Genomic DNA, 21,830 nt, shown 5'->3' on the forward strand with positions numbered 1-21,830 from the left:
TAATCTAAACATAGTGGAATGTAAATGTTGTAACATAGTTTTTAGGAGCTTTGATTTCATGGCATAATCTAAACATAATGGAATGTAAATTTAACAGGGGATAAATCTGCGTTAAGTTCGATCGAAGTCATAATCTAAATATATTGGAACGTAAACAAAAATAGTACTTATCCATTAACCAACTCAACTGTTTTATCAAATTTTCAAAAGTTATTTTTAAAAGGGATTCAAACAATTTATCCATTCAACAATAAAGCCTATAAACGCTGTTAAATCAACGTTTATAGGCTTTTTCAGGCTATTCCCACTCTACAGTCGCAGGTGGCTTGCTCGTAATATCATACACAATCCGGTTCACATGATCCACTTCATTTACAATCCGCACAGAGATCTTTTGCAAGACATCCCATGGAATGCGAGCGAAGTCGGCAGTCATGCCATCAATAGAGGTTACTGCACGGATACCGACAGTGTAATCGTAGGTACGGCCGTCACCCATCACACCAACTGAACGGATACCTGGTAAGACAGTGAAGTATTGCCAGATGTCGCGGTCTAGGCCGGCATTAGCGATTTCTTCCCGTAAGATGGCATCGGATTCGCGAACGACTTCCAATTTTTCTTCGGTGATTTCGCCAAGGACACGGATACCTAAGCCTGGTCCTGGGAATGGTTGGCGCCATACGATATCGTCAGGCATGCCAAGCTGCGTTCCTAGTTCGCGAACTTCGTCTTTGAACAAGGTGTTCAATGGTTCGATTAGTTCAAACTGCATATCTTCAGGTAATCCACCCACGTTATGGTGAGATTTGATTGTTTGAGCTGTTTCGGTTCCTGATTCGATCACGTCAGTGTACAACGTACCTTGAGCTAGGAAGGAAATGCCTTCTTCACCAGCAAGCTTAGTTGCTTCGTCATCAAACAGGTAAACAAATTCGTTACCGATAATTTTGCGTTTTTCTTCTGGATCAGAAACGCCGTCTAATTTGTCTAAGAAACGTTTTTTAGCATCTACTCGGATAATGTTCAAGCCGAATTTTCCGCCTAAAGCTTCCATAACTTGTTCGCCTTCGCCTTTACGCAATAGACCATGATCCACAAAGATCGAAGTCAATTGGTCGCCGATGGCTTTTTGCAGCAACACGCCAACTACAGAAGAGTCCACGCCGCCGGATAGGCCTAGCAAGACTTTTTTGTCGCCGACTTGTTCGCGGATGCGAGCAATTTGCATGTCGATGAAGTTGTCCATGCTCCAGTCGCCTTTACATTGGCAAACTTCGTAAGCAAAGTGACGCAACAGGTCATTTCCGTATTCAGAATGGCGCACTTCCGCATGGTATTGGATACCGTAGAAGTTGCGGGTTGTATCTTGAATCGAAGCGATTGGGCAGTCCGCAGAAGTTGCGACTGTTTCAAATCCTTCAGGTACTTGAGTAACAAGGTCGCCGTGGCTCATCCAAACGGTTTGTTCTTTTGGTGTGCCTTCGAATAAAACGGCGTTGTCTGAAGTAACTTCTAGTAACGCTTTGCCGTATTCACGGTTTTGAGCAGGTTCAACTTTTCCGCCTAGGTTGTAGGTAATCAGCTGCATACCGTAACAAATACCTAAAACGGGAATGCCTAAGTCAAAGATCGCAGGATCAATCGAAAAGGCTCCTTCGTCATAGACACTGTTTGGTCCGCCGGAAAGGATAATTCCCTTTGGATTCATAGCTTTTACTTCTTCGGCAGTGATGCGGTGGCTCAATAATTCTGAGAACACACCGAATTCACGGATACGACGAGTGATCAATTGGTTATACTGGCTACCATAGTCAAGTACAATGATTTTTTCAACGTCTGTCATTTCGTTGGCAACGTTTGTCACAATTATTCCCTCTATTCTTATAGTTTTATTTCAAAAGCAGGGCGAACCCTGCTTTTTTTAACGGTTGTTGTCCGGCGTTCCAAACTAGCTTAGCATAAGTGCATGAAAGCTTAGCGAGTTTACGAAGCCTTTCTTAATTAATACTTCCGCAAATACACTTCATCAATCATATGATGGGGTGCCTTGTGCATGATAATATCAGCTCGGCCGCGAGTTGGCAAGATGTACTCTTCTAAATTAACCAAATTCACTCTTTGCCACACATCTTCCGCCATATCCAAGGCAGCTCTGCGATTGCCAATGGCATATTCATAATAATAGTTTTCTGGATCTTGGAAGGCAGTATCCAGCAAGGATTCAAAACGCTCCAAGTACCATTTTTCAATCAAATCCGGATCAGCATCGACAAAAACGGAGAAGTCGAAAAAGTCGCTGACGTAAATTTGCTGGTTGGCCGGCAGCTGCAGGGTATTAATCCCTTCAACAATCAAAATGTCCGGCTGATGAATGGTTTCAAATTCGCCTTCCACAATATCGTACACATTATGGGAGTAAATCGGAATCTGAATGTTTTCCTGGCCGGATTTAACTTCATTTAAGAAGGTAATCAGTTTTTCCATGTCATAGCTTTCCGGGAAGCCTTTGCGGTCCATAATGCCCCGCTCCTCCAACACCTTGTTGGGGTAAAGAAATCCGTCAGTGGTAATCAGCTGTACCCGCTGGTGTTTAAACAAACGACCCAGCAAGGTCTGCAGCAGACGGGCGGTGGTACTTTTGCCGACAGCAACACTTCCGGCAATACCGATGATGAACGGCGGCATTTTTACGTATTTATGTAAGAAAAGCCCCTTACTTAAACTGAGAGATTCCGCTTCTTTCTTATATAGATGGATCAGATGACACAACGGAATATAGACGTCTTCCACATCCTTCATGGAAATACGGTCATTTAAGCTTCGGATACTGTCCAATTCTTCTTCGGTCAAAGGGGTATGTCCGCTGGTGTAGAAATCCTGCCACTGCTCCCGCGGAATACGATAGTAATTCATCTTATCTTTCATTGGGACCTCCTTTGATAACTGCGCTTAATTTTATCATAAAAAGGCACTTCTCTGTTGCGGTTTTGCTAGAAAACCGAATATTTTTCTACTATTAGAAAGCTATACGTCATTTTAGCCGAAAAATACCAGAGAAAGCTATCGAAATGCCGCCAGTTTCATTCATTTTTTAGAATTTATCGGCAAAAGGGTCCGATACAGTATGAACGCTCGGTTCGTGCTATCATAGTAGAAAAAGAGGAGGCTATTTTAATGAACAAAATTGCATTATATGGCGACAGCTTAATGACCGGCTTGATGAATGGCGAGCCCAGCGATATTCTCAACAACTATGTCATCGATGAACTAACGGGTATGGGCTTTCCTGGCTACGAAATTTTAAAATTTGGTCGTCGCGGCGAAGGTTCGGCAGAAGGTCTGGAGCGCCTAGATGAGGTAGTGGCTGCCAACCCTGATTTTGTAGTGATTTGTTTTGGCACCAATGATTCCATTAAACACAAGGACCCGGTGGAAACCTACGGCGACAATCTGCGTAAATTGGTGGAAGCTTTCCCAGCTGAAAAAGTCATCGTCCTAACACCAGGCTACGTAAATGTCGCAATCCGCACCGAAGCTGACAATGATCGCCAGCAGGCTTATGCCGAAATGGCAAAAGAAGTAGCTGCTGAAAAAGGCGTGAACGTGATTGATTTGTATCACCACATGACGATTTACCCTGAGCCAAATGAATTCCTGCAGGACGACGGCTTGCATCCATCTAACGAAGGCTATCATTTCTTAGGCGCCTTGATTGCCCGCGATATTAAAAACAAACTGCTGGAAGTGCAAAACTAGCCGGCCTGCTCTTGACTCTCCAAGCGGCAAAATGTAAAGTCAGAGAGAAGACGTGAAAAACTTATTGAACAAGGAGACACCATGACCAATCATTATTATTCAGAAAATCCCGAAACAGCCCACGACCTGGAAAAATGGTCCTTTGAGCTGCTGGGTAAAAATTTCCAATTTGTGACTGACAGCGGTGTGTTTTCCCGCCAAACGGTGGACTACGGTTCCCGTGTGCTGATCGAACAATTCGATAACAACGACTTGCCGGAAGGGACGATCCTGGATGTCGGCTGCGGCTATGGCCCCATCGGCTTGGCACTGGCTTATAGTACCGATCGTCAAGTAGAAATGATCGATGTAAACAATCGTGCCGTTGCCTTAGCGCAAGAAAATGCCCAGCGCAACGAGCTAACAGAACAAACCGATATCCATCAGTCCAATATTTATGAGGACCTGCATCAGGAAAGCTATGCGGCGATTGTCACCAACCCGCCAATTCGAGCTGGCAAAAAAGTCGTGCATCAGATTTTAGCCGATGCCGCGCCATTACTGAAAACTGGCGGCACCTTGACCGCAGTAATTCAAAAGAAACAAGGGGCACCTAGCGCCAAAAGCAAGATGGAGGAAGTCTTCGGCAATGCCGAGATTGTTTCCAAGGATAAAGGCTATTACATTTTACGGAGTGTGAAGGAATAGAACAGAAGCTGTCACAGGTTGGTGGCAGCTTTTGTTCTTATTTATTTTAATGAGAAGTGCCGCTGCTATTTCTTTTTCAGCAATTAACCCGAAAGACTTGCAGGATAGGAAAGAATAACGGTATAATCACATTGGATCGATAAAAATCACAAATGTGACAGAGGGGTTGTTTAGGAAAGGAGGAATTACTATGTACAAAGATGAAGATAAATTACTGGTTCGGATAGCCGAGATGTATTACCAAGAGGACAAGAACCAGAGCCAGATTTCGAAAGAATTAAATATCCACCGCAGTACCATCAGCCGATTGTTAAAGCGTTCCCGCAATGAAGGGATTGTCACGATTTCCATTAATTACGACAAAGCAGGCACTTATGATTTAGAAAAACAGCTGCAAGAAAAGTTCAAGCTGAAAAAGGCGATTATTGTGCCAGCCGCTTCGGATTTAAACCGGACACAAAAGGACAAGCTGTTGGCCAACGGTGTAGGAGAATACTTAGGAGAAATTTTAGCCGACGACATGATTATTGGTTTTTCCTGGGGGGAAACCATGTCAGCCATCCCGGAAGGCTTAGGCAGCTACAATGTAAATAACATTACTTGTATTCCTATGATTGGCGGACCATCTGGGCGTCTAATCAGCGACTATCATGTGAATACGATTGCCTATGAAGCATCGAAAAAATTGAACGGCCGGGCCTTGATGATTGATTCGCCAGCTTTTCCTGAGACAGTTTCTTTGAAAAAGGCTTTGATGGAAAATGAATTCAATCAAGAGCTGATCGATTATTGGCGCAAGCTAGATATCGCCATCTTAGGGATCGGCAGCCCAATTTTGCAGATGAACGAAAGCTGGAAGCAGTTCTATGGTGAAGACGTGCTGGCTTATTTAGAAGGTCAAAAAGTCATTGGGGACGTGGTTTCACGTTTTTACAACAGTGACGGACAGCATATTGATAACGAACTGGACGATCGTCTGATCGGCATTGATATCACTGATTTGAAACGGACACCGTATCGGATTGGCATAGCAGCCTTAGCGGATAAAGCCGAAGCGATTGCTAGTGCTTTGAAGGGCGAGTACATCAATGTCTTGGTAACAACCGAAGAGACCGCACAGGAAGTATTGAAGAGATAGGGCTGCCAGTCGTGCTTTTCGCATTATATAAAGATAGAAACCAAAATAATCAAATGTAGCTTTACCATGAGACGAGAAGTTTAGCACGATGGTATGCGTATGAAGATGGAACTCATTTTTCCGGTTTTTGGAAAAATGAATCCCCTAAAATGAGCTAGCTGCCTGTCTCTTTTTTAACACAGCAAGCAAAACATTTTGCGCAATTAAACAATCTATCACCGCAATAGTGGTGTTGACCGGCTTTCCAAAGGAGGGGTAGTTATGCAAATCATTCGACTACTGCAAACGACACTAATTCTATTGAATCGTAAAAAGGTTACAGCAAAAGAGTTGGCCGAGCGTTTTGAAGTTACGCCTCGCACGATTTACCGGGATGTGGATGTGCTGAGCTTGGCAGGGATTCCCGTCTATTCAGTTAAAGGACGCAACGGCGGAATCTATTTGGAGGAATCTTTTCAGGTAGATAACACCTTGATGGAACAAGAACAGGATGATCTGCTTTTGGCGCTGCATTTGTTGCAATCCATCGGTTTAGCGGATACGGAAAAATTGATGGAAAAGCTGGGCAGCGTCTACGATTGGAGCGACTGGCTGTCAGTGGATTTAAGTCAGGAGGGCTCCACCAGCAGCGAAACTTTTCTACAGCTGAAGCAGGCTCTGTTCAGCGAAAAGGAAATCCAATTCACCTATTACACGGAATATGGTCAAACCCGCTTGATTAAAGCTGCACCGAAACGCATTTTGTACAAATACCAGACTTGGTACCTATTAGCCTATCAGCTAGATCAAGAAAAATGGCAGCTTTATCCGTTACAGCGGGTAAAACAAGTCGTGCTAGGCGAAAAAATCCACGGTACTTTGCCGCCGGAAGAATTGGATTTTCCCAGAATTGCCGTTCGCCTGCGCTTCAGCAAACGAATCGCCTACAAACGCTACGACGAATTTGCCGATTTACCGCTAGTAGATAATCCCGACAGCAGCTTTGAAACCACCATGGAGTTTGCTGTGTTTGATGATTTGTATCGCTTTTTGCTGCCGCTGGGAAAAAATGTGCAGATTTTGGAGCCGCAATGGGTGAAGGAGAAGATTGTCGCTTATACCCAATCTTTTTTGGAAAACCAGCTTTAATATGACATGTTCTGGCACTTTCATCCGGTATGATGAAAGAAAAGGAGGCGCCAAACAATGAAATTTGAACAGATTACTAAACCCGAGCAATGGATTGTCTCACAAACCTTTACCATTAGTGTTGAAGAAATTCCGCAAATCATCGGTCCCACCTTCATGAAATTAGCTGGAATGATTCAAATCAACGGCGGAAAGATTTTAAGCACTCCCTTTGTTTCCTACAAAAACATGCAGGAAGAAGGGCAGATGGATGAATCGGCGATTGAAATGGAGATCGGTTTCCCTTTGGCCGAAAAGATCGAGGTTGCCGAAGAAGTCGATTGTTACCGGCTGCCATCTTATCAAGCCCTGTCGGCATTGTATATCGGCCGTTACGAAGACATGACTGGCATCTATCTAGAGATGCTGGCTGAGATTAAAAAATTGGATCACAAATTTTTAGGTGTTGCTTACGAGTACTACCTAAGCGACGAAGAAATCCCACCGGAAAAGCAGGAAACAATTTTAGAACTAGTATACGAATAAGGGCTAGACGACTAAGCGTAAAAACTTAGTCGTCTTTTTTTGCCAGTTCCACTTTTCCCAGTGTATTTAGTGAGAAAAAAATAACCAAATAACCAACTAACGATGATTCGTGCAGTCTAGTGGGAGGTAGCTGCTCTTTTTAGGAACCAAAAGAATTCTCATAACACATCACAATCACCTAAGTGAATTATCCAACAGCCTAGCACAAATGTGATTAGTCAATAAATAAATTGCAATAATCTATTGACAACGTTTTCTTTGAGGTCTAGAATACTACTTGTAACAAACGTTAAAAAGAAATCACAAATGTGTAAAAAGAGGTGTAAGGATGGATTGGTTAGAAATTTCAGGTAAAACAGTCGTGGTAACAGGCGGTTCTTCAGGCATTGGTGCAGCAATCGTCAAAGCATTGTGCGAATTAGGCGTACAGGTAGTCAATGCCGATTTACGAGAAGGCAGCTTCCAGCACGAAAATCTTTTATTCAGCACCACAAATGTGACAGACCCAGCATCAGTACAAAAAACAGTTGATCTGGCGATGGAAACCTTCGGCAAAATCGACGGACTGGTGAACAACGCCGGGATCAACATCCCTGCATTGCTGGTAGATGAAAAGCAAACCGAAAATGGGAAATTTGAAATCAACGAAAACATTTTTAGCAAAATGATCGGCATCAATCAAAAGGGCGTCTACTTGATGGGGCAGGCAGTCGGACGGGAAATGGTCAAGCAAGGCTCTGGTGTCATCATTAACATGTCCTCTGAATGCGGTTTGGAAGGTTCCGAAGGTCAAAGCGTCTATGCAGCAACCAAGGCGGCGGTCAACAGCTTCACGCGATCATGGGCGAAAGAACTGGGTAAAAAAGGGGTTCGAGTAGTCGGCGTGGCACCAGGCATCATGGAAGAAACCGGCTTGCGAACGATCGAATACGAAACAGCTTTAGCCTACACTCGCGGCATCACAGTTGAGCAATTGCGGGCGGGTTACACCAACACCAAAACGATCCCAATTGGTCGGGACGGAAAATTAACTGAAGTGGCGGATGTGGTTGCCTATTTTATTTCCGATCGTTCCAGCTATGTTGATGGCGTCACTTTGAATGTAGCCGGCGGAAAAACGAGAGGATAGGTGACTGAAATGAACAAAGTAATTTTAGTGGCACATGGCAAGCTGGCTCACGAAATGAAAAACTCAGCTGAGATGATTTTCGGTGAGCTGCCGGATTTCCAATCCATCGAGTTTTTAAAGGAAGAGGGCCTGGATTCGGTTCAGCAAAAAGTACTAGCAGCTATGACGGAACCAGCGGCCAACTACTTGGTTCTCACCGATTTATTTTGCGGTACGCCGTATAATGCCAGCTGTGCAGTAGCTATGAAGAATAGCCAGCGAGATATCGAAGTCGTTTCCGGCATGTCACTGCCGATTGTATTAGAAGCAGCCAGCATGCTGCAAAGCCATAGTTTAGCGGAAATTGTGAAACACGTGACAACGGTAGCTGTTGACACGGTGAAGTCATTTAAAGACCAGCAAGTTGAAGAAGAGGAGGATTTTTAAGATGCAAATCAGATTAGCACGCATCGATGACCGGTTGATTCATGGTCAGGTAGCAACTGTTTGGGCCAAGGAAGCCGGAGCAGAACGGATTATTGTGGTAAGTGAAGAGGTAGCCAACGACGAGGTTCGCCGCACCTTGGTGAAGCAAGCTGCACCTCCGGGAATCAAAGCCAACATCGTCAACGTAGAAAAAGCGGTAAAAGTCTACAACAATCCCAAATATGCCGAAGAAACAGTTTTCTATCTGTTCACCAATCCGTCAGAAGTATTGGCGATGGTAGAAAACGGGGTGCCAATCAAGTCCATCAACATTGGCGGTATGCACTTTAAGGACGGCCGAACACAAGTCACTAAAGGAATCTCAGTAGACCAACAAGACGTGGATGCTTTCCGCAAATTAGCGGAAATTGGTGTCGAGCTTGATCTGCGCATGGTAGCAACCGACAGCAAAGGTGATTTTGAAGCGAAATTGAAAGAAGCCGGGTTTTAACGAAAGGGGCAAATAACGATGGAATTATCAATGATTCAAATTGTTCTTATTTTTCTTTTCTCATGTATTTGCGGAATGGGCAGTGTACTAGATGAGTTTCAAACTCACCGTCCGTTGATCGCTTGTACCGTAGTTGGACTAATTTTAGGAGATGTAACGACGGGAATTATTTTAGGGGGAACCTTGGAGCTGATTGCCTTAGGCTGGATGAACATTGGGGCGGCACAATCCCCTGACTCGGCCTTAGCCAGTGTGATTTCGACGATTTTAGTCGTCGTTGGTCAACAAGACATTCAAGCTGGGATCGCGATTGCTTTGCCAGTTGCGGCAGCCGGACAAGTGTTAACTGTTTTTGCTCGGACAATTACCGTGGCATTCCAGCACGCAGCCGATCGGGAAGCCGAGAAGGCCAATTTTAACAAAATTATCTTTATTCACTTTAGCGCGTTGTTCGTACAGGCCTTGCGGGTAGCGATTCCAGCTACAATCGTGGCAGCCTTTGTCAGCGCGGAAATGGTTACCAACATGTTAAATATGATTCCAGATGTCGTGACTGGTGGTTTGGCCGTAGCCGGCGGATTTATCGTCGTGGTCGGGTATGCGATGGTCTTGAACATGATGAGCGTAAAATACTTGATGCCATTCTTCTTCCTAGGCTTTGTTTTAGGCGGCTACTTAGATTTCAGTCTGCTGTCATTCGGGATTGTCGGCTTAATTATTGCTTTAGTTTACGTACAATTGAATCCGAACTTCAAGAAACAAGATGCAGGCGGCATGGTTACCGCGACAGCCGTGGGCGATTTGGCTGATGACGAACTAGAAGACTAACCTTTTTAAAATAAAAAACAGACGAAAATACCAATCGATCAAGGAGGATTATACTCTATGGAAACAACAGCAACTGAAACCAAAGCGCCGGTACAATCACAAATTACTAAACAAGATTTGTTCCGCACCTTTTTATACTCAAACTTTCAACAAGCTTCCTTCAACTACGAACGGATTCACGCTTTAGCCTTTTGTGTCGATATGATTCCTACTATTAAAAGAGTCTATCACACCAAAGAAGAACAGGCGGAAGCCTTAAAACGCAACATGACCTTCTTCAACGTTACACCAGCAGTCTGCGGACCAGTTATTGGGGTAACGATGGCGATGGAAGAAGCCAAAGCTTCCGGAGCAGATATCGATGAAGGAACTATTAATAGTTTGAAGATCGGTTTGATGGGACCGTTATGTGGGGTCGGCGATCCGCTAGTTTGGGGAACGTTACGCCCAATCACTGCGGCAATGGGCGCGTCGTTAGCTTTAAGCGGCAACATTTTCGGTCCGCTGCTTTTCTTCTTTGCCTTTAACGCGGTGCGGATTGCAATGAAATGGTTCGGCCTAACCTACGGCTTTAGAAAAGGGATGGATATCGTCTCAGATCTATCTGGCAACTTGCTGCAAAAACTAACTGAAGGTGCGACGATTCTGGGGCTCTTCATCATGGGGGTACTGGTGACCAAATGGACCACCATCAACATTCCGTTAGTAGTATCAAGAACCGCTGGGGCCAATGGCGAAGAAGTCATTACCACCGTGCAAAATGTCTTGGACGACTTAGTTCCTGGTCTATTGGCTTTAGGTTTAACACTATTGATGATGCGCTTATTGAAGAAAAAAGTTAGTCCGATTGTTTTGATCTTTATCTTGTTTGCGGTAGGGATCATTGGCTATGGACTAGGAATCTTAGCGTAAATATTGGAGGATTATGATGAAAACGAAAGCAGTTCGACTGTATGGCAAAAAAGATTTGCGTTTGGAAGAATTTGAATTACCAGAAATCAAGGAGAATGAAATTTTAGCTTCGGTCATCACCGACAGCATCTGCATGTCTACCTGGAAGCTGGCCAATCAAGGAGGCGATCACAAGAAGGCTCCTGACAATGTCGCAGAAAATCCGATCATTGTCGGCCACGAATTTTGTGGTGAAATTCTAGAAGTCGGCGGCAAATGGGCCCACAAATACAAAAAGGGCGAACGCTATGTCGTGCAAGCGAACCTGCAGCTGTCTGATCGTCCCGACTGTCCCGGCTATTCGTATCCCTATACCGGCGGCGATGCCACCCACATCGTGATTTCTGAAGATGTGATGAATCAGGATTGCTTGATTCCTTACAACGGCGAAACCTATTTTGAAGGCTCGCTGATTGAACCCTTGTCTTGTGTGATTGGCGCTTTTGAAGCCAATTATCACCTGAAAAACGGCAGCTACGAGCATAAAATGGGGATTAAAGAAGACGGCAATCTGTTAATCATGGGAGGAACTGGTCCGATGGGTTTACTAGCCATTGACTACGCGCTTCACGGTCCAATTCGTCCTAAGAATTTAGTGGTCACCGATCGAAATCCTGATAAATTAGCGCGGGCAGAAAAACTGTATCCTAGCCAAGACGGCATTACAGTGCAATACGTGGATGTCGGCGAAGTGGAAGATCAAGTAAGCTTGTTAAAAGAAACCGTTGATGGAGGCTTCGACGACATTTTTGTGATGGTACCTTCAGAGCAAGTCATCACCGATGCAGCGGATCTGTTGAATCCCGATGGTTGCCTGAATTTCTTTGCTGGACCACAAAACAAGGACTTCTCAGCCAAAGTCAATTTCTACGATGTGCATTACTCTTTCACTCATTTTGTGGGAACGTCCGGCGGCAACACCGAAGATATGCGCAAAGCCGTGAAGCTGATTGAGGACAAACAGGTGAAGGTTGCCAATGTGGTAACCCACATTCTAGGCCTGGACGCTGTGGCAGAAACCACCTTGAATCAACCAGCTATCGGCGGTGGGAAGAAGCTGGTGTACACCCACAAACAAAGTGAGCTGAAGAAGCTTTCAGAAATCGATCCGGCATCAGAGTTAGGGCAAATCCTAGCCAAAACCGACGGCATCTGGAGCAAAGAAGCCGAAGAATATGTGTTGAAGCAATTTCCGATAATCTAATGACAAAAGCAAGCTGTGGTCTTCTGCAGCTTGTTTTTTCATGCTATCATTACCCTCGGAGGTGTCAACAAATGACCCAAAATATGACGATTCGTCTAGCCGAAGAAAAAGATGTTCCATTGATTCTAACCTTCATCAAAGAGCTGGCGGACTACGAAAATTTGCTGCAGGAAGTCGTAGCTACGGAAGAAATATTATACAAATCACTGTTTGAAGAACAAAAAGCCGAAGTGATTATCGGAGAAGTCGATGGAGAGCCGGTTTCCTTCGCGTTATTTTTCAGCAACTTCTCCACCTTTTTAGGCAAGCCGGGTTTGTACTTGGAAGACCTATATGTCCGAGAAAAGTGGCGGGGCTACGGCTTTGGCAAGCAGCTGCTGGGTTTTCTAGCTGACCTAGTGATTCAGCGTGATTACGGTCGTTTGGAGTGGTGGTGTTTGGATGTGAATTTGCCGTCGATTGAGTTTTACCAAAAAATGGGTGCGGTTCCCATGGATGAATGGACTGTTTTCCGAGTGACTGGTGACGAACTAGATAAGCTGGCACAGGAGAAATAAGCTGACCAGCTTCGTTTTTTTATCAGTGGATCACCAAAAAGCCTTTCATAATAAAAACTTCTTTGCTACACTGAGGGAAAATAAGCAAAAGGACGGAGCACTTATGAAGATTACCATTAAAGAAATTGCAGAAAAGGCTGGGGTTTCGGTAACCACTGTCTCGCAAATTTTAAATAATAAAGGTAGTCGCTTTAGTGAAAAGACCATCAAAAAGGTCTTAGCTATTGTGGATGAGTATCAATACAAGCCGGATTTTTTTGCGGCCAATTTGATCAACCGCCACTCAAAAACCATCGGCATGATCGTACCGGACGTGACGGATTTCTTCTTCTCCAAAGTGATTGAAGGGGTGGAAAGCTACCTGAATCCCTTAGGCTACATGATCATTCTATGCAATTCCCGCCATGATAAAGAGCAAGAGGAACGCTATTTAAATGAGCTGTCTCATCGTTCAGTGGATGGGATCTTATTAGCGACGCCTTTTACTTTGCGACCAGCTCAATCTTTGGACAGCGACTTTTATCGGGATCGGCCGATTGTTTTAATTGACCGGGGCCTAAATGAACGGGACTGGGGCCAGCTGCTGGTGGAAGAATACGCTGGTGCACAAGAAGTTGTGCGGATGCTGGTAAAAAATGGTCACCGTCATATCGGTATGTTGAAGGAAGACGAAGGCTACTACCAATTATCCGAACGGGTGAACGCTTACCGCCAAGTGATATTTGAACATCAATTGCCTTTTAATGAAAGCTATATTTGTACCGGGGCTTTAACGATTGCCGGCGGCTATAAAGCAGCTAAGGAATTACTGAAGAATGACAAAATTACCGCTATTTTTTGCGGGAACGATGAAATGGCGATCGGCTGCTACCAGGCTATTTACGAAAGCGGCCGCAAGATTCCCGAAGATATTTCAGTGGTAGGGTTTGACGGCCTGGAGGTTAGTCAATACATGGTGCCGCCATTAACAACCGTGTTTCAACCGAGCTCGGAAATCGGCTTTTCGGCAGCTAAATTTTTAGTGGATGCTATTAACTTTCCCTCTCAGAGAATTCCGAATAAAATCTTCCAAACTAAATTAATTATTCGTGAGAGTGTAAAGAAAATGGATTAGGCTTGACAATTTAGCCTCTTCCCGTTATAGTAACGATGTTAACGTTTTCTAAAAGCGTTTCCTTATATAGTAAACTGTTTTACTAAAGTGGTTTACCTTTTGGTTTTTTGATGTATAATTAGTTTTAAGTTTGGAGGCAATGCTATGAGAATGGTGGACTTGATCGAGAAAAAGCGTGACGGAAATACCTTAACAAAAGACGAAATTGAATTTATTATTAACGGCTATACAGCCAAAGATATTCCAGATTATCAAATGAGTGCGTTGTTAATGGCGATCTTTTACCAGGACATGACCGACGAAGAAATTTCCAATTTAACCTTAGCGATGGCAAATTCAGGTGAGATTATTGATTTGTCCTCAATCGAGGGTATTAAAGTGGATAAGCATTCCACTGGCGGAGTCGGCGATACGACAACCTTGGTTTTAGCACCATTAGTCGCAAGTGTAGGTGTTCCGGTAGCGAAAATGTCCGGACGGGGTCTTGGATTTACCGGCGGTACGCTGGATAAGTTTGAATCCATTCCAGGTTTTCGGATTGAATTGTCCGACCAAGAATTCATTGACATTGTCAACAAGAGCAAAGTAGCAGTTATCGGTCAATCGGGGAACTTAGCACCAGCAGACAAGCTGCTTTATGCCTTGCGGGATGTAACGGGGACAGTGGATTCGATTCCATTGATCGCCAGCTCCATCATGAGCAAGAAGATCGCGGCTGGAGCAGATGCAATCGTGCTGGATGTGACAACTGGTGAAGGTGCTTTTATGAAGAACATAGATGACGCAAAACGCCTAGCACAAACGATGGTACGCATTGGCAAATTGGCAGGTCGGCAAACGATGGCAGTGATTTCAGACATGTCGGAACCATTAGGTGAAGCCGTGGGAAACAGCTTGGAGATCGTTGAGGCAATTGATACCCTTAAAGGGGAAGGCCCAGAAGACTTAACTGAAATGTGTTATGTCCTAGGCAGTCAAATGGTTGTTTTAGCTAAAAAAGCAGATACCTTGGATGATGCCCGTCAAATGCTGAAGGAAGCACTGGAATCTGGCAAAGCGTTGGAAAAATTCCGCGAAATGATCAAGGACCAAGGCGGCGACAGTTCGGTAGTGGATCATCCAGAACAGTTACTGACAGCTAGCCATGAAAGCGAGTTGCCAGCGAAATCCTCTGGTTACGTAACCAAACTAGTAGCCAACGAAATCGGGATTGCAGCCATGCAGTTAGGTGCCGGACGCAGAACCAAAGAGGACGCAATTGATCACGCAGTCGGTATTAAGCTGCACAAAAAAATTGGCGACAAAGTCGAAGAAGGCGAGTCTCTTCTAACGATTTATGCCAACACAACAGAGCTTCAAGAAGTAGAAAATCTACTTTATGAAAATATTGAAATCGGGGATCAAGCAGTTGAACCCACATTAATACACGGTATTGTTACCGAGTGAGAGGATGGAACACATGGAATTAAATCGCACAATCGATCACACAATTCTAAAGGCTGACGCAACCAAAGAGGACGTCATGAAGATTATCGAGGAAGCAAAAAAATACCATTTCTATTCTGTCTGCATCAACCCAACCTGGGTAAGCATGGCAGCGAAGGAATTAAAGGGTGAACCAGTAGCGGTATGTACCGTAATCGGCTTCCCATTAGGAGCAAACACTTCAGAAGTGAAGGCCTTTGAAGCAAACAATGCGATTGAAAACGGCGCAGACGAAGTCGACATGGTTATCAATATCGGCGAATTGAAAGACGGCAACTACGACAAAGTGCAAAGAGATATCGAAGCAGTCGTAGCAGCAGCCAAAGATAAAGCATTGGTGAAAGTGATTATCGAAACTTCTTTATTAGAACGTGACGAAAAAATCAAAGCCTGTGAATTAGCCAAAGCAGCCGGCGCTGATTTTGTTAAAACGTCTACCGGATTTTCAACTGGCGGCGCAACGGTTGAAGATGTGAAATTAATGCGAGAAACTGTTGGCCCAGAAATGGGTGTGAAGGCTTCTGGCGGCATTCATAATGCGAAAGAAGCCATGGCTATGATCGAAGCTGGAGCTACTCGTTTAGGTGCCAGCTCAGGTGTGGCTATCATGAATGGCTTATCTGGTGCCGGATACTAATTTTAAACTTAAAGAACTAGGAGACAACATGACAGCAAAACAAGAATGGATCGATGTAGCCATCGATGCCTTAGACAAAGCATACGTTCCTTACTCGCACTTTCCAGTAGGTGCTTGCTTAGTTACTAAAGAAGGAAAAATATACCAAGGCTTGAATATCGAGAATGCATCCTATGGCTTAAGCAACTGTGCGGAAAGAACCGCCTTTTTCAAAGCTGTTTCTGAAGGAGAGAAGGAATTCAGTCACCTGGTGATTGCTGGGCACACGTCTAGACCTATCTCACCTTGTGGGGCTTGTCGTCAAGTCATGTCAGAATTTTGTGAACCAAGCATGCCAGTAACCTTAGTCGGTGACAACGGTGTTCTAAAAGAGATGACCGTTGAAGGATTACTGCCGTATATGTTTACCGAAGAAGATTTATAAACTTGTTCATTCAGTCATTTGACTGTTGAAAAAAATACCATCAAGGGGGCTTTACAGGAATGAAAAAAGCAAAATTATTTGGTTTAGGCGCGGTGGCGTTAGCTTCAATGTTAGTTCTAGGTGCATGTGGCGGCGGAGGCGGCGGCACAACTGATTCATCAGGCGGCGGTGCAGCTGGCGGAGACGCAGATCACAGCGTAGCAATCGTTACTGATATCGGCGGTGTTGACGATCGTTCATTTAACCAATCAGCTTGGGAAGGTTTGCAAGCTTGGGGTAAAGAACACAACATCAAACGCGGTGGCGGCGGATTTGACTATATCCAATCAGATGATGCTTCTCAATACACGACCAACATCGATTCAGCAGTATCAAATGGGTTCCATACAATTTTTGGTGTAGGTTACTTGTTGGCTGAGCCAATCACAGCAGCAGCAGACGCAAATCCTAACACAAACTTCGTTATTATTGACTCAGTAATCGAAGACAAAGACAACGTTGTTTCAGCAACCTTTAAAGACAACGAAGCAGCATACCTTGCAGGTGTAGCAGCAGCTCACACAACTAAAACTGACAAAGTCGGCTTTATCGGTGGTGAAGAAGGGGTCGTAATCGATCGCTTTGAAGCTGGTTTCGTTAAAGGTGTAAATGACACTGCTAAAGAAATGGACAAAGAAATTGACATCGACGTTCGTTATGCAGAATCTTTCGGAGCACCTGATAAAGGTAAATCGATTGCAGCCAACATGTACGACAATGACATTGACGTAATTTACCACGCTTCAGGCGGTACTGGTAACGGCGTATTCTCAGAAGCAAAAGCACGTAACGAAAAAGTTGCAGCTGACGACAAAGTTTGGGTTATCGGTGTAGATAGCGACCAACAAGCTGAAGGTGAATACACTGACAGCGAAGGCAACGACAGCAACTTCTGTTTAACTTCAACACTTAAAGGTGTAGGTGCAGCAGTACAAGATATCTCAACTCGTGCCTTGAACGACGAATTCCCTGGCGGCGAACACTTAGTCTTTGGTTTGAAAGACGGCGGCGTTTCATTAACAGATGGTTTCTTATCTGACGATGCAAAAACTGCAGTCAACGAAGCAAAAGACAAAGTTAGCGCAGGCGATGTAGAAGTTCCAGAAACTCCAGAAGACTAATTCAATACCTTACCATAACCTCTTTATTGAGGTTATGGTATCCTTCTTTGTTTAATTAAGCTGCGCCGTGCTGCGCGGTTTAATTAAGGGAAGAACCCCTTTGATAGTAATGGATGTCTAGGTCTTAAAAAGTGATAGGATGTGAAGAGAGAGTGGCAGAAGAACAATATGTCATTGAGATGCGCAATATCACCAAGCAATTTGGCACCTTCAAAGCCAATGACAATATCAATCTGCAGATCCGCAAAGGCGAGATTCACGCGCTTTTAGGGGAAAACGGTGCCGGAAAATCGACACTGATGAACGTGTTGTCAGGGTTATTGCAACCCACGTCAGGTGAGATTTTAATGGACGGACAGAAAGTCGATATTTCAAGTCCTACCAAGGCCAATCATTTAGGAATTGGGATGGTCCATCAGCATTTCATGTTAGTAGATGCGTTTACCGTTACCGAAAATATTATTTTAGGTAGTGAACCAACCAGCGGCATTACATTGGATAAGAAAAAAGCCGCCGAAGAAATCAAACGTTTGTCGGAGGAGTACAAGCTGTTAGTTGATCCAGATGCCTACGTTCGGGATATTTCCGTGGGGATGCAGCAACGGGTAGAAATTCTGAAAACCTTGTATCGGGGAGCCAATGTCTTGATTTTTGACGAACCGACAGCGGTATTAACACCGCAGGAAATTGATGAATTGATTGAAATCATGGACGGCTTGGTTAAAGAGGGCAAATCAATTATCCTGATTACCCACAAGCTGGACGAAATCAAGAAAGTTGCCGATCGTTGCTCTGTTATCCGTCGCGGACAATACATTGGAACGGTGGATGTCGCCGATGTCAGCTCACAGCAGTTAGCCGATATGATGGTAGGACGTTCGGTATCATTCAAAACCGACAAAAAACCAGCAACACCAGGCGAAACTGTTCTTACCATTAAAGATTTAGTGGTGAAGGAAAGTCGCGGACTAGAAGCGGTTAAAAAACTTAGCTTAGATGTTCATCGCGGCGAAGTGCTGGGAATTGCCGGAATTGACGGCAATGGACAGTCAGAATTGATTCAAGCCTTAACCGGTCTGCGCAAGGTAGAAAGCGGAACAGTCACTTTAAACGGCGCCGACATTACCGGTAAGAAACCGCGTCAGATTACTGAATCAGGAGTAGGACATGTACCAGAGGATCGTCAGAAATACGGATTGATTTTGCAATTATCTTTATCAGAAAATATTGCGATGCAAACTTATTATCGCGCACCGCTAAGTAAATCAGGTGTATTGAACTACAACGAAATGGACAAATATGCCAATCGTTTAATTGAAGAATATGACGTGCGGACCACAAGTGAAAAAGCGCCAGCCGGCTCACTATCCGGTGGTAACCAGCAAAAGGCGATTATCGCCCGCGAGGTTGACCGTGACCCTGATTTATTGATTGTTTCTCAGCCAACTCGTGGTTTGGACGTAGGTGCAATTGAGTACATCCATAAACGCTTGGTGGAACAACGGGACAAAAACAAAGGGGTTCTCTTAGTCAGCTTTGAGCTAGATGAAATTTTGAATGTCTCCGATCGTATTGCCGTAATTCACGCCGGCGAGATCACCGGGATTGTTGATCCGAAAGAAACTTCTGAAAATGAGTTAGGTCTGTTGATGGCTGGGTACAGCTTGGAAGAAGCACGAGCAGAATTACAGAAGGCGGGTGAGGCAAGTGAATGATCGCGCAGAAAAAACAAGAAATATATTAGTACCAATCATTTCCGTTATTTTAGGTTTCGTTTTAGGAGCCTTGCTAATGTTAGTTACCGGATACAATCCAATCGTCGGGTACAACGCGATGTTCAGTGCCGCTTTCCAAAGCACGATGTCCGTTGGGGAAATCCTCGTTGGAGCAGCACCGTTGATATTCACGGCACTAGGCTTCTCGGTAGCCAATTCAGCCGGATTCTTCAACATCGGGCTTTCTGGACAAGCTTTGTGCGGCTGGGTAGCCAGTGTCTGGGTTGCTTTAAGCATGCCGGATTCTCCTAAAATCTTAGTTGTCGCACTAGCAATTATCGCAGGTGGTTTGGCTGGGGCAGCTGCAGCAGCTATTCCAGGGATTTTACGGGCCTTCTTTGGTACCAGTGAAGTTATTGTCACCATTATGATGAACTATGTACTATTGTATACAGCCAATCATATCGTAAATAATGTGATGTCAGAAGAAATTATTTCTAACAAAGGCGTAACCAAGCTTGTTGGCATGAACGGCACATTGCGTGCACCATGGTTGACTCAAATTTTTGGCGGCTCTCGAATCAATATGGGGATTTTCTTAGCCTTAGTTTTCTTAGTGCTTGTTTGGTTCTTAATGAAGAAAACAACGCTAGGTTTTGAAATTCGTTCCGTTGGTCTGAATCCTTTTGCCTCTGAATATGCAGGGATGAGCAGCAAACGTACGATTATTATTTCCATGATCATCTCTGGATTTTTAGCTGGTCTTGGTGGTGTTGTACAAGGGATTGGTACGTTTAACAACTACTTTGTCCAAGGTGCATCCATCAGTATCGGATTTGACGGGATGGCCGTTTCCCTGCTGGGTAATGGCAGTTCTATTGGGATTTTACTTTCAGCTTTACTATTCAGTGTATTGCAGCTGGGTGGACAAGGGATGCAGTTTGCCGGAATTCCAAGCGAATTGGCAAACAGTGTCATTCCATTAATTATCTTCTTTGTTGCAATTAACTATGTCGTTCGTTTAGGTTTAACCAAAGTTTCTGGCAACAAAAAGCAAGAGGAAATTGTTGAGGAAAAAAGTAAGCCGAACGAGGAAAGTCAAGAAGGGGGCGAGTTGTAATGAATATGCAGTTGCTTAGTTCATTAATTACCCAAACATTGGTATATTCAGCGCCTCTAATCTTAACAGCATTGGGCGGCGTGTTCTCGGAGCGAAGCGGGATCGTAAACGTTGGTTTGGAAGGTATCATGGTGGTTGGAGCCTTCACTTCCGTTGTCTTCAACTTAACCTTTGCCGAGCAATTTGGTTCGATGACACCTTGGCTCGGGGTGCTGGCAGGCGGCGCAGCCGGTGTAATTTTCGCCCTGCTGCATGCGGTCGCAACCGTTCATTTTCGAGCCGATCATATCATCAGCGGGACGGTAATGAATTTATTGGCTCCGCCGTTGACGATCTTTTTAATTAAGGTTATTTATGGCAAAGGGCAAACAGACACAATTAGAGAACAATTTGGTTATAGCAGCATTCCTGGTTTAAGCAAAATTCCTGTAATTGGTGATTTGTTCTTTAACAACACCAGTTTACCAGCTTACTTTGCTATCGTAGTAGCAGTCATTTCTTGGTTTATCATTTTCAAAACCAAATTTGGTCTGCGCCTGCGTTCAGTGGGTGAAAATCCATTGGCTGCGGATACTTTAGGGATTAATGTTTATGCTTTGCGTTACTCAGGAGTTCTGATTTCAGGCTTCCTTGGCGGTATGGGCGGAGCGATCTTCGCGCAATCAATCGCTGGACGCTTTGCATCAACAACGATTGCCGGACAAGGCTTTATCTCAATGGCAGCCATGATCTTTGGTAAGTGGAATCCACTCGGTGCAATGGGTGCGGCAATCTTCTTCGGATTTGCCCAAAACCTAAGTATCGCTGGAGCAAACTTACCGTTGATTTCACAGATTCCAAACGTGTATCTGCAAGCAGCACCATATGTATTAACTATTGTAGTCCTAGTATTATTCCTAGGAAAAGCCGCTGCGCCAAAAGCCGACGGTGTCAACTACATCAAATCTAAATAGAAGCTTTTTGTATTAAGGGTGGGACTATGGGACAGTGTTTCTTAGTCGCGCCCTTTACTAGTTCTACTTTTTCCCAGTCCAACTTTTTGCAGTTCATCAAGCCAAAAATACTTGTCTTGATAATCAACTTAGAAATATTCAGAACTGTTTAGTTGGATGGGATGCGTACGAAGATAAGAGTAATTTTTCAAAGGAAAATTACTACAATACTAGTGAGCTAGCCGCAGTTCCGCTTAATGCTCAGACTAATTAAACGCACAACGCGTATAACCAAAACAGAGCGATAAGCCTAATCTATTTAGTTGGATACTACGTAAAACAGCATCAAAACCATAGTTCCCCTGCTGGCGGACGGGTGTGATAAATTGCCCCCTTATCGTAAATTATCCACCAGGTCCTC

General features: G+C 44.3%; 22 protein-coding genes. 20 read left to right on the top strand and 2 right to left on the bottom strand.

What is annotated here, in order from left to right; translation table 11 throughout:
* Window positions 1–298: 298 nt before the first annotated feature.
* Window positions 299–1,867, bottom strand: coding sequence for a glutamine-hydrolyzing GMP synthase (gene guaA / locus JZO70_RS01260; RefSeq protein WP_207671719.1), 1,569 nt, complete (start codon window positions 1,865–1,867; stop codon window positions 299–301).
* A 137-nt stretch (window positions 1,868–2,004) separates the two neighbouring features.
* Window positions 2,005–2,928 (bottom strand): type I pantothenate kinase, encoded by a 924-nt coding sequence (coaA, locus tag JZO70_RS01265; protein ID WP_207671720.1) that lies wholly within the window; start codon window positions 2,926–2,928, stop codon window positions 2,005–2,007.
* Window positions 2,929–3,177: 249 nt separating this feature from the next.
* Here coaA and JZO70_RS01270 point away from each other — a divergent pair, with 249 nt between their 5' ends.
* The 20 genes from JZO70_RS01270 to JZO70_RS01365 all read left to right on the top strand — a co-directional run bounded on the left by JZO70_RS01270 (window position 3,178) and on the right by JZO70_RS01365 (window position 21,430).
* Complete coding sequence (locus JZO70_RS01270; RefSeq protein ID WP_207671721.1) at window positions 3,178–3,759, top strand: SGNH/GDSL hydrolase family protein; 582 nt, start codon at window positions 3,178–3,180, stop codon at window positions 3,757–3,759.
* Between the two features lie 81 nt (window positions 3,760–3,840).
* Window positions 3,841–4,446: a class I SAM-dependent methyltransferase gene (locus JZO70_RS01275; RefSeq protein WP_207671722.1), complete on the top strand. Its 606-nt coding sequence runs from the start codon at window positions 3,841–3,843 to the stop codon at window positions 4,444–4,446.
* Window positions 4,447–4,636: 190 nt separating this feature from the next.
* On the top strand, window positions 4,637–5,584 hold the full coding sequence (locus JZO70_RS01280) for a sugar-binding transcriptional regulator (protein ID WP_207671723.1): 948 nt from the start codon (window positions 4,637–4,639) through the stop codon (window positions 5,582–5,584).
* Between the two features lie 261 nt (window positions 5,585–5,845).
* Window positions 5,846–6,712, top strand: a complete 867-nt coding sequence (locus tag JZO70_RS01285) for a helix-turn-helix transcriptional regulator (RefSeq protein ID WP_207671724.1) — start codon at window positions 5,846–5,848, stop codon at window positions 6,710–6,712.
* A 57-nt stretch (window positions 6,713–6,769) separates the two neighbouring features.
* Window positions 6,770–7,237, top strand: a complete 468-nt coding sequence (locus JZO70_RS01290) for a GyrI-like domain-containing protein (RefSeq protein ID WP_207671725.1) — start codon at window positions 6,770–6,772, stop codon at window positions 7,235–7,237.
* A 328-nt stretch (window positions 7,238–7,565) separates the two neighbouring features.
* Window positions 7,566–8,366 carry an SDR family oxidoreductase gene (locus JZO70_RS01295; protein ID WP_207671726.1) on the top strand — a complete coding sequence of 267 codons (801 nt, stop codon included), beginning with the start codon at window positions 7,566–7,568 and terminating at the stop codon, window positions 8,364–8,366.
* A 9-nt stretch (window positions 8,367–8,375) separates the two neighbouring features.
* Window positions 8,376–8,792: a PTS sugar transporter subunit IIA gene (locus JZO70_RS01300; RefSeq protein WP_207671727.1), complete on the top strand. Its 417-nt coding sequence runs from the start codon at window positions 8,376–8,378 to the stop codon at window positions 8,790–8,792.
* Window position 8,793: 1 nt separating this feature from the next.
* A complete protein-coding gene (locus tag JZO70_RS01305) occupies window positions 8,794–9,282 on the top strand; it encodes a mannose/fructose/sorbose PTS transporter subunit IIB (protein ID WP_207671728.1) in 489 nt (162 codons plus the stop codon).
* 18 nt (window positions 9,283–9,300) lie between these two features.
* The gene (locus JZO70_RS01310; protein WP_207671729.1) at window positions 9,301–10,110 is read left to right on the top strand and encodes a PTS mannose/fructose/sorbose transporter subunit IIC; all 810 of its coding nucleotides are present in this window, start codon (window positions 9,301–9,303) and stop codon (window positions 10,108–10,110) included.
* 57 nt (window positions 10,111–10,167) lie between these two features.
* Window positions 10,168–11,022, top strand: a complete 855-nt coding sequence (locus JZO70_RS01315; RefSeq protein ID WP_207671730.1) for a mannose/fructose/sorbose PTS transporter subunit IID — start codon at window positions 10,168–10,170, stop codon at window positions 11,020–11,022.
* A 16-nt stretch (window positions 11,023–11,038) separates the two neighbouring features.
* Window positions 11,039–12,265 carry a zinc-binding dehydrogenase gene (locus JZO70_RS01320; RefSeq protein ID WP_278252577.1) on the top strand — a complete coding sequence of 409 codons (1,227 nt, stop codon included), beginning with the start codon at window positions 11,039–11,041 and terminating at the stop codon, window positions 12,263–12,265.
* A gap of 71 nt (window positions 12,266–12,336) precedes the next feature.
* Complete coding sequence (locus JZO70_RS01325) at window positions 12,337–12,822, top strand: GNAT family N-acetyltransferase (RefSeq protein ID WP_207671732.1); 486 nt, start codon at window positions 12,337–12,339, stop codon at window positions 12,820–12,822.
* A 103-nt stretch (window positions 12,823–12,925) separates the two neighbouring features.
* Window positions 12,926–13,936 (top strand): LacI family DNA-binding transcriptional regulator, encoded by a 1,011-nt coding sequence (locus JZO70_RS01330; protein ID WP_207671733.1) that lies wholly within the window; start codon window positions 12,926–12,928, stop codon window positions 13,934–13,936.
* 144 nt (window positions 13,937–14,080) lie between these two features.
* Window positions 14,081–15,382, top strand: coding sequence for a pyrimidine-nucleoside phosphorylase (locus JZO70_RS01335; protein ID WP_207671734.1), 1,302 nt, complete (start codon window positions 14,081–14,083; stop codon window positions 15,380–15,382).
* Between the two features lie 13 nt (window positions 15,383–15,395).
* Complete coding sequence (deoC, locus tag JZO70_RS01340) at window positions 15,396–16,058, top strand: deoxyribose-phosphate aldolase (RefSeq protein ID WP_207671735.1); 663 nt, start codon at window positions 15,396–15,398, stop codon at window positions 16,056–16,058.
* 28 nt (window positions 16,059–16,086) lie between these two features.
* A complete protein-coding gene (locus JZO70_RS01345; protein WP_207671736.1) occupies window positions 16,087–16,482 on the top strand; it encodes a cytidine deaminase in 396 nt (131 codons plus the stop codon).
* Window positions 16,483–16,541: 59 nt separating this feature from the next.
* Complete coding sequence (locus JZO70_RS01350; RefSeq protein WP_207671737.1) at window positions 16,542–17,642, top strand: BMP family lipoprotein; 1,101 nt, start codon at window positions 16,542–16,544, stop codon at window positions 17,640–17,642.
* A 179-nt stretch (window positions 17,643–17,821) separates the two neighbouring features.
* On the top strand, window positions 17,822–19,357 hold the full coding sequence (locus tag JZO70_RS01355) for an ABC transporter ATP-binding protein (RefSeq protein ID WP_242703716.1): 1,536 nt from the start codon (window positions 17,822–17,824) through the stop codon (window positions 19,355–19,357).
* Window positions 19,350–20,477, top strand: coding sequence for an ABC transporter permease subunit (locus JZO70_RS01360; RefSeq protein ID WP_207671739.1), 1,128 nt, complete (start codon window positions 19,350–19,352; stop codon window positions 20,475–20,477). The genes JZO70_RS01355 and JZO70_RS01360 overlap by 8 nt, the downstream gene beginning before the upstream one ends.
* Complete coding sequence (locus tag JZO70_RS01365) at window positions 20,477–21,430, top strand: ABC transporter permease (RefSeq protein WP_207671740.1); 954 nt, start codon at window positions 20,477–20,479, stop codon at window positions 21,428–21,430. The genes JZO70_RS01360 and JZO70_RS01365 overlap by 1 nt, the downstream gene beginning before the upstream one ends.
* The last annotated feature ends 400 nt before the right edge of the window (window positions 21,431–21,830 follow it).

It is taken from the genome of Candidatus Enterococcus moelleringii, assembly GCF_017377575.1.
Taxonomy (GTDB): Bacteria; Bacillota; Bacilli; order Lactobacillales; family Enterococcaceae; genus Enterococcus_A; species Enterococcus_A moelleringii.

Bases quoted from the DNA above. Each gene is read 5' to 3' on its own strand.
- coaA (WP_207671720.1), bottom strand. From the start codon at position 2,928: ATGAAAGATAAGATGAATTACTATCGTATTCCGCGGGAGCAGTGGCAG.
- JZO70_RS01270 (WP_207671721.1), top strand. From the start codon at position 3,178: ATGAACAAAATTGCATTATATGGCGACAGCTTAATGACCGGCTTGATG.
- JZO70_RS01275 (WP_207671722.1), top strand. From the start codon at position 3,841: ATGACCAATCATTATTATTCAGAAAATCCCGAAACAGCCCACGACCTG.
- JZO70_RS01280 (WP_207671723.1), top strand. From the start codon at position 4,637: ATGTACAAAGATGAAGATAAATTACTGGTTCGGATAGCCGAGATGTAT.
- JZO70_RS01285 (WP_207671724.1), top strand. From the start codon at position 5,846: ATGCAAATCATTCGACTACTGCAAACGACACTAATTCTATTGAATCGT.
- JZO70_RS01290 (WP_207671725.1), top strand. From the start codon at position 6,770: ATGAAATTTGAACAGATTACTAAACCCGAGCAATGGATTGTCTCACAA.
- JZO70_RS01295 (WP_207671726.1), top strand. From the start codon at position 7,566: ATGGATTGGTTAGAAATTTCAGGTAAAACAGTCGTGGTAACAGGCGGT.
- JZO70_RS01300 (WP_207671727.1), top strand. From the start codon at position 8,376: ATGAACAAAGTAATTTTAGTGGCACATGGCAAGCTGGCTCACGAAATG.
- JZO70_RS01305 (WP_207671728.1), top strand. From the start codon at position 8,794: ATGCAAATCAGATTAGCACGCATCGATGACCGGTTGATTCATGGTCAG.
- JZO70_RS01310 (WP_207671729.1), top strand. From the start codon at position 9,301: ATGGAATTATCAATGATTCAAATTGTTCTTATTTTTCTTTTCTCATGT.
- JZO70_RS01315 (WP_207671730.1), top strand. From the start codon at position 10,168: ATGGAAACAACAGCAACTGAAACCAAAGCGCCGGTACAATCACAAATT.
- JZO70_RS01320 (WP_278252577.1), top strand. From the start codon at position 11,039: ATGAAAACGAAAGCAGTTCGACTGTATGGCAAAAAAGATTTGCGTTTG.
- JZO70_RS01325 (WP_207671732.1), top strand. From the start codon at position 12,337: ATGACCCAAAATATGACGATTCGTCTAGCCGAAGAAAAAGATGTTCCA.
- JZO70_RS01330 (WP_207671733.1), top strand. From the start codon at position 12,926: ATGAAGATTACCATTAAAGAAATTGCAGAAAAGGCTGGGGTTTCGGTA.
- JZO70_RS01335 (WP_207671734.1), top strand. From the start codon at position 14,081: ATGAGAATGGTGGACTTGATCGAGAAAAAGCGTGACGGAAATACCTTA.
- deoC (WP_207671735.1), top strand. From the start codon at position 15,396: ATGGAATTAAATCGCACAATCGATCACACAATTCTAAAGGCTGACGCA.
- JZO70_RS01345 (WP_207671736.1), top strand. From the start codon at position 16,087: ATGACAGCAAAACAAGAATGGATCGATGTAGCCATCGATGCCTTAGAC.
- JZO70_RS01350 (WP_207671737.1), top strand. From the start codon at position 16,542: ATGAAAAAAGCAAAATTATTTGGTTTAGGCGCGGTGGCGTTAGCTTCA.
- JZO70_RS01355 (WP_242703716.1), top strand. From the start codon at position 17,822: ATGCGCAATATCACCAAGCAATTTGGCACCTTCAAAGCCAATGACAAT.
- JZO70_RS01365 (WP_207671740.1), top strand. From the start codon at position 20,477: ATGAATATGCAGTTGCTTAGTTCATTAATTACCCAAACATTGGTATAT.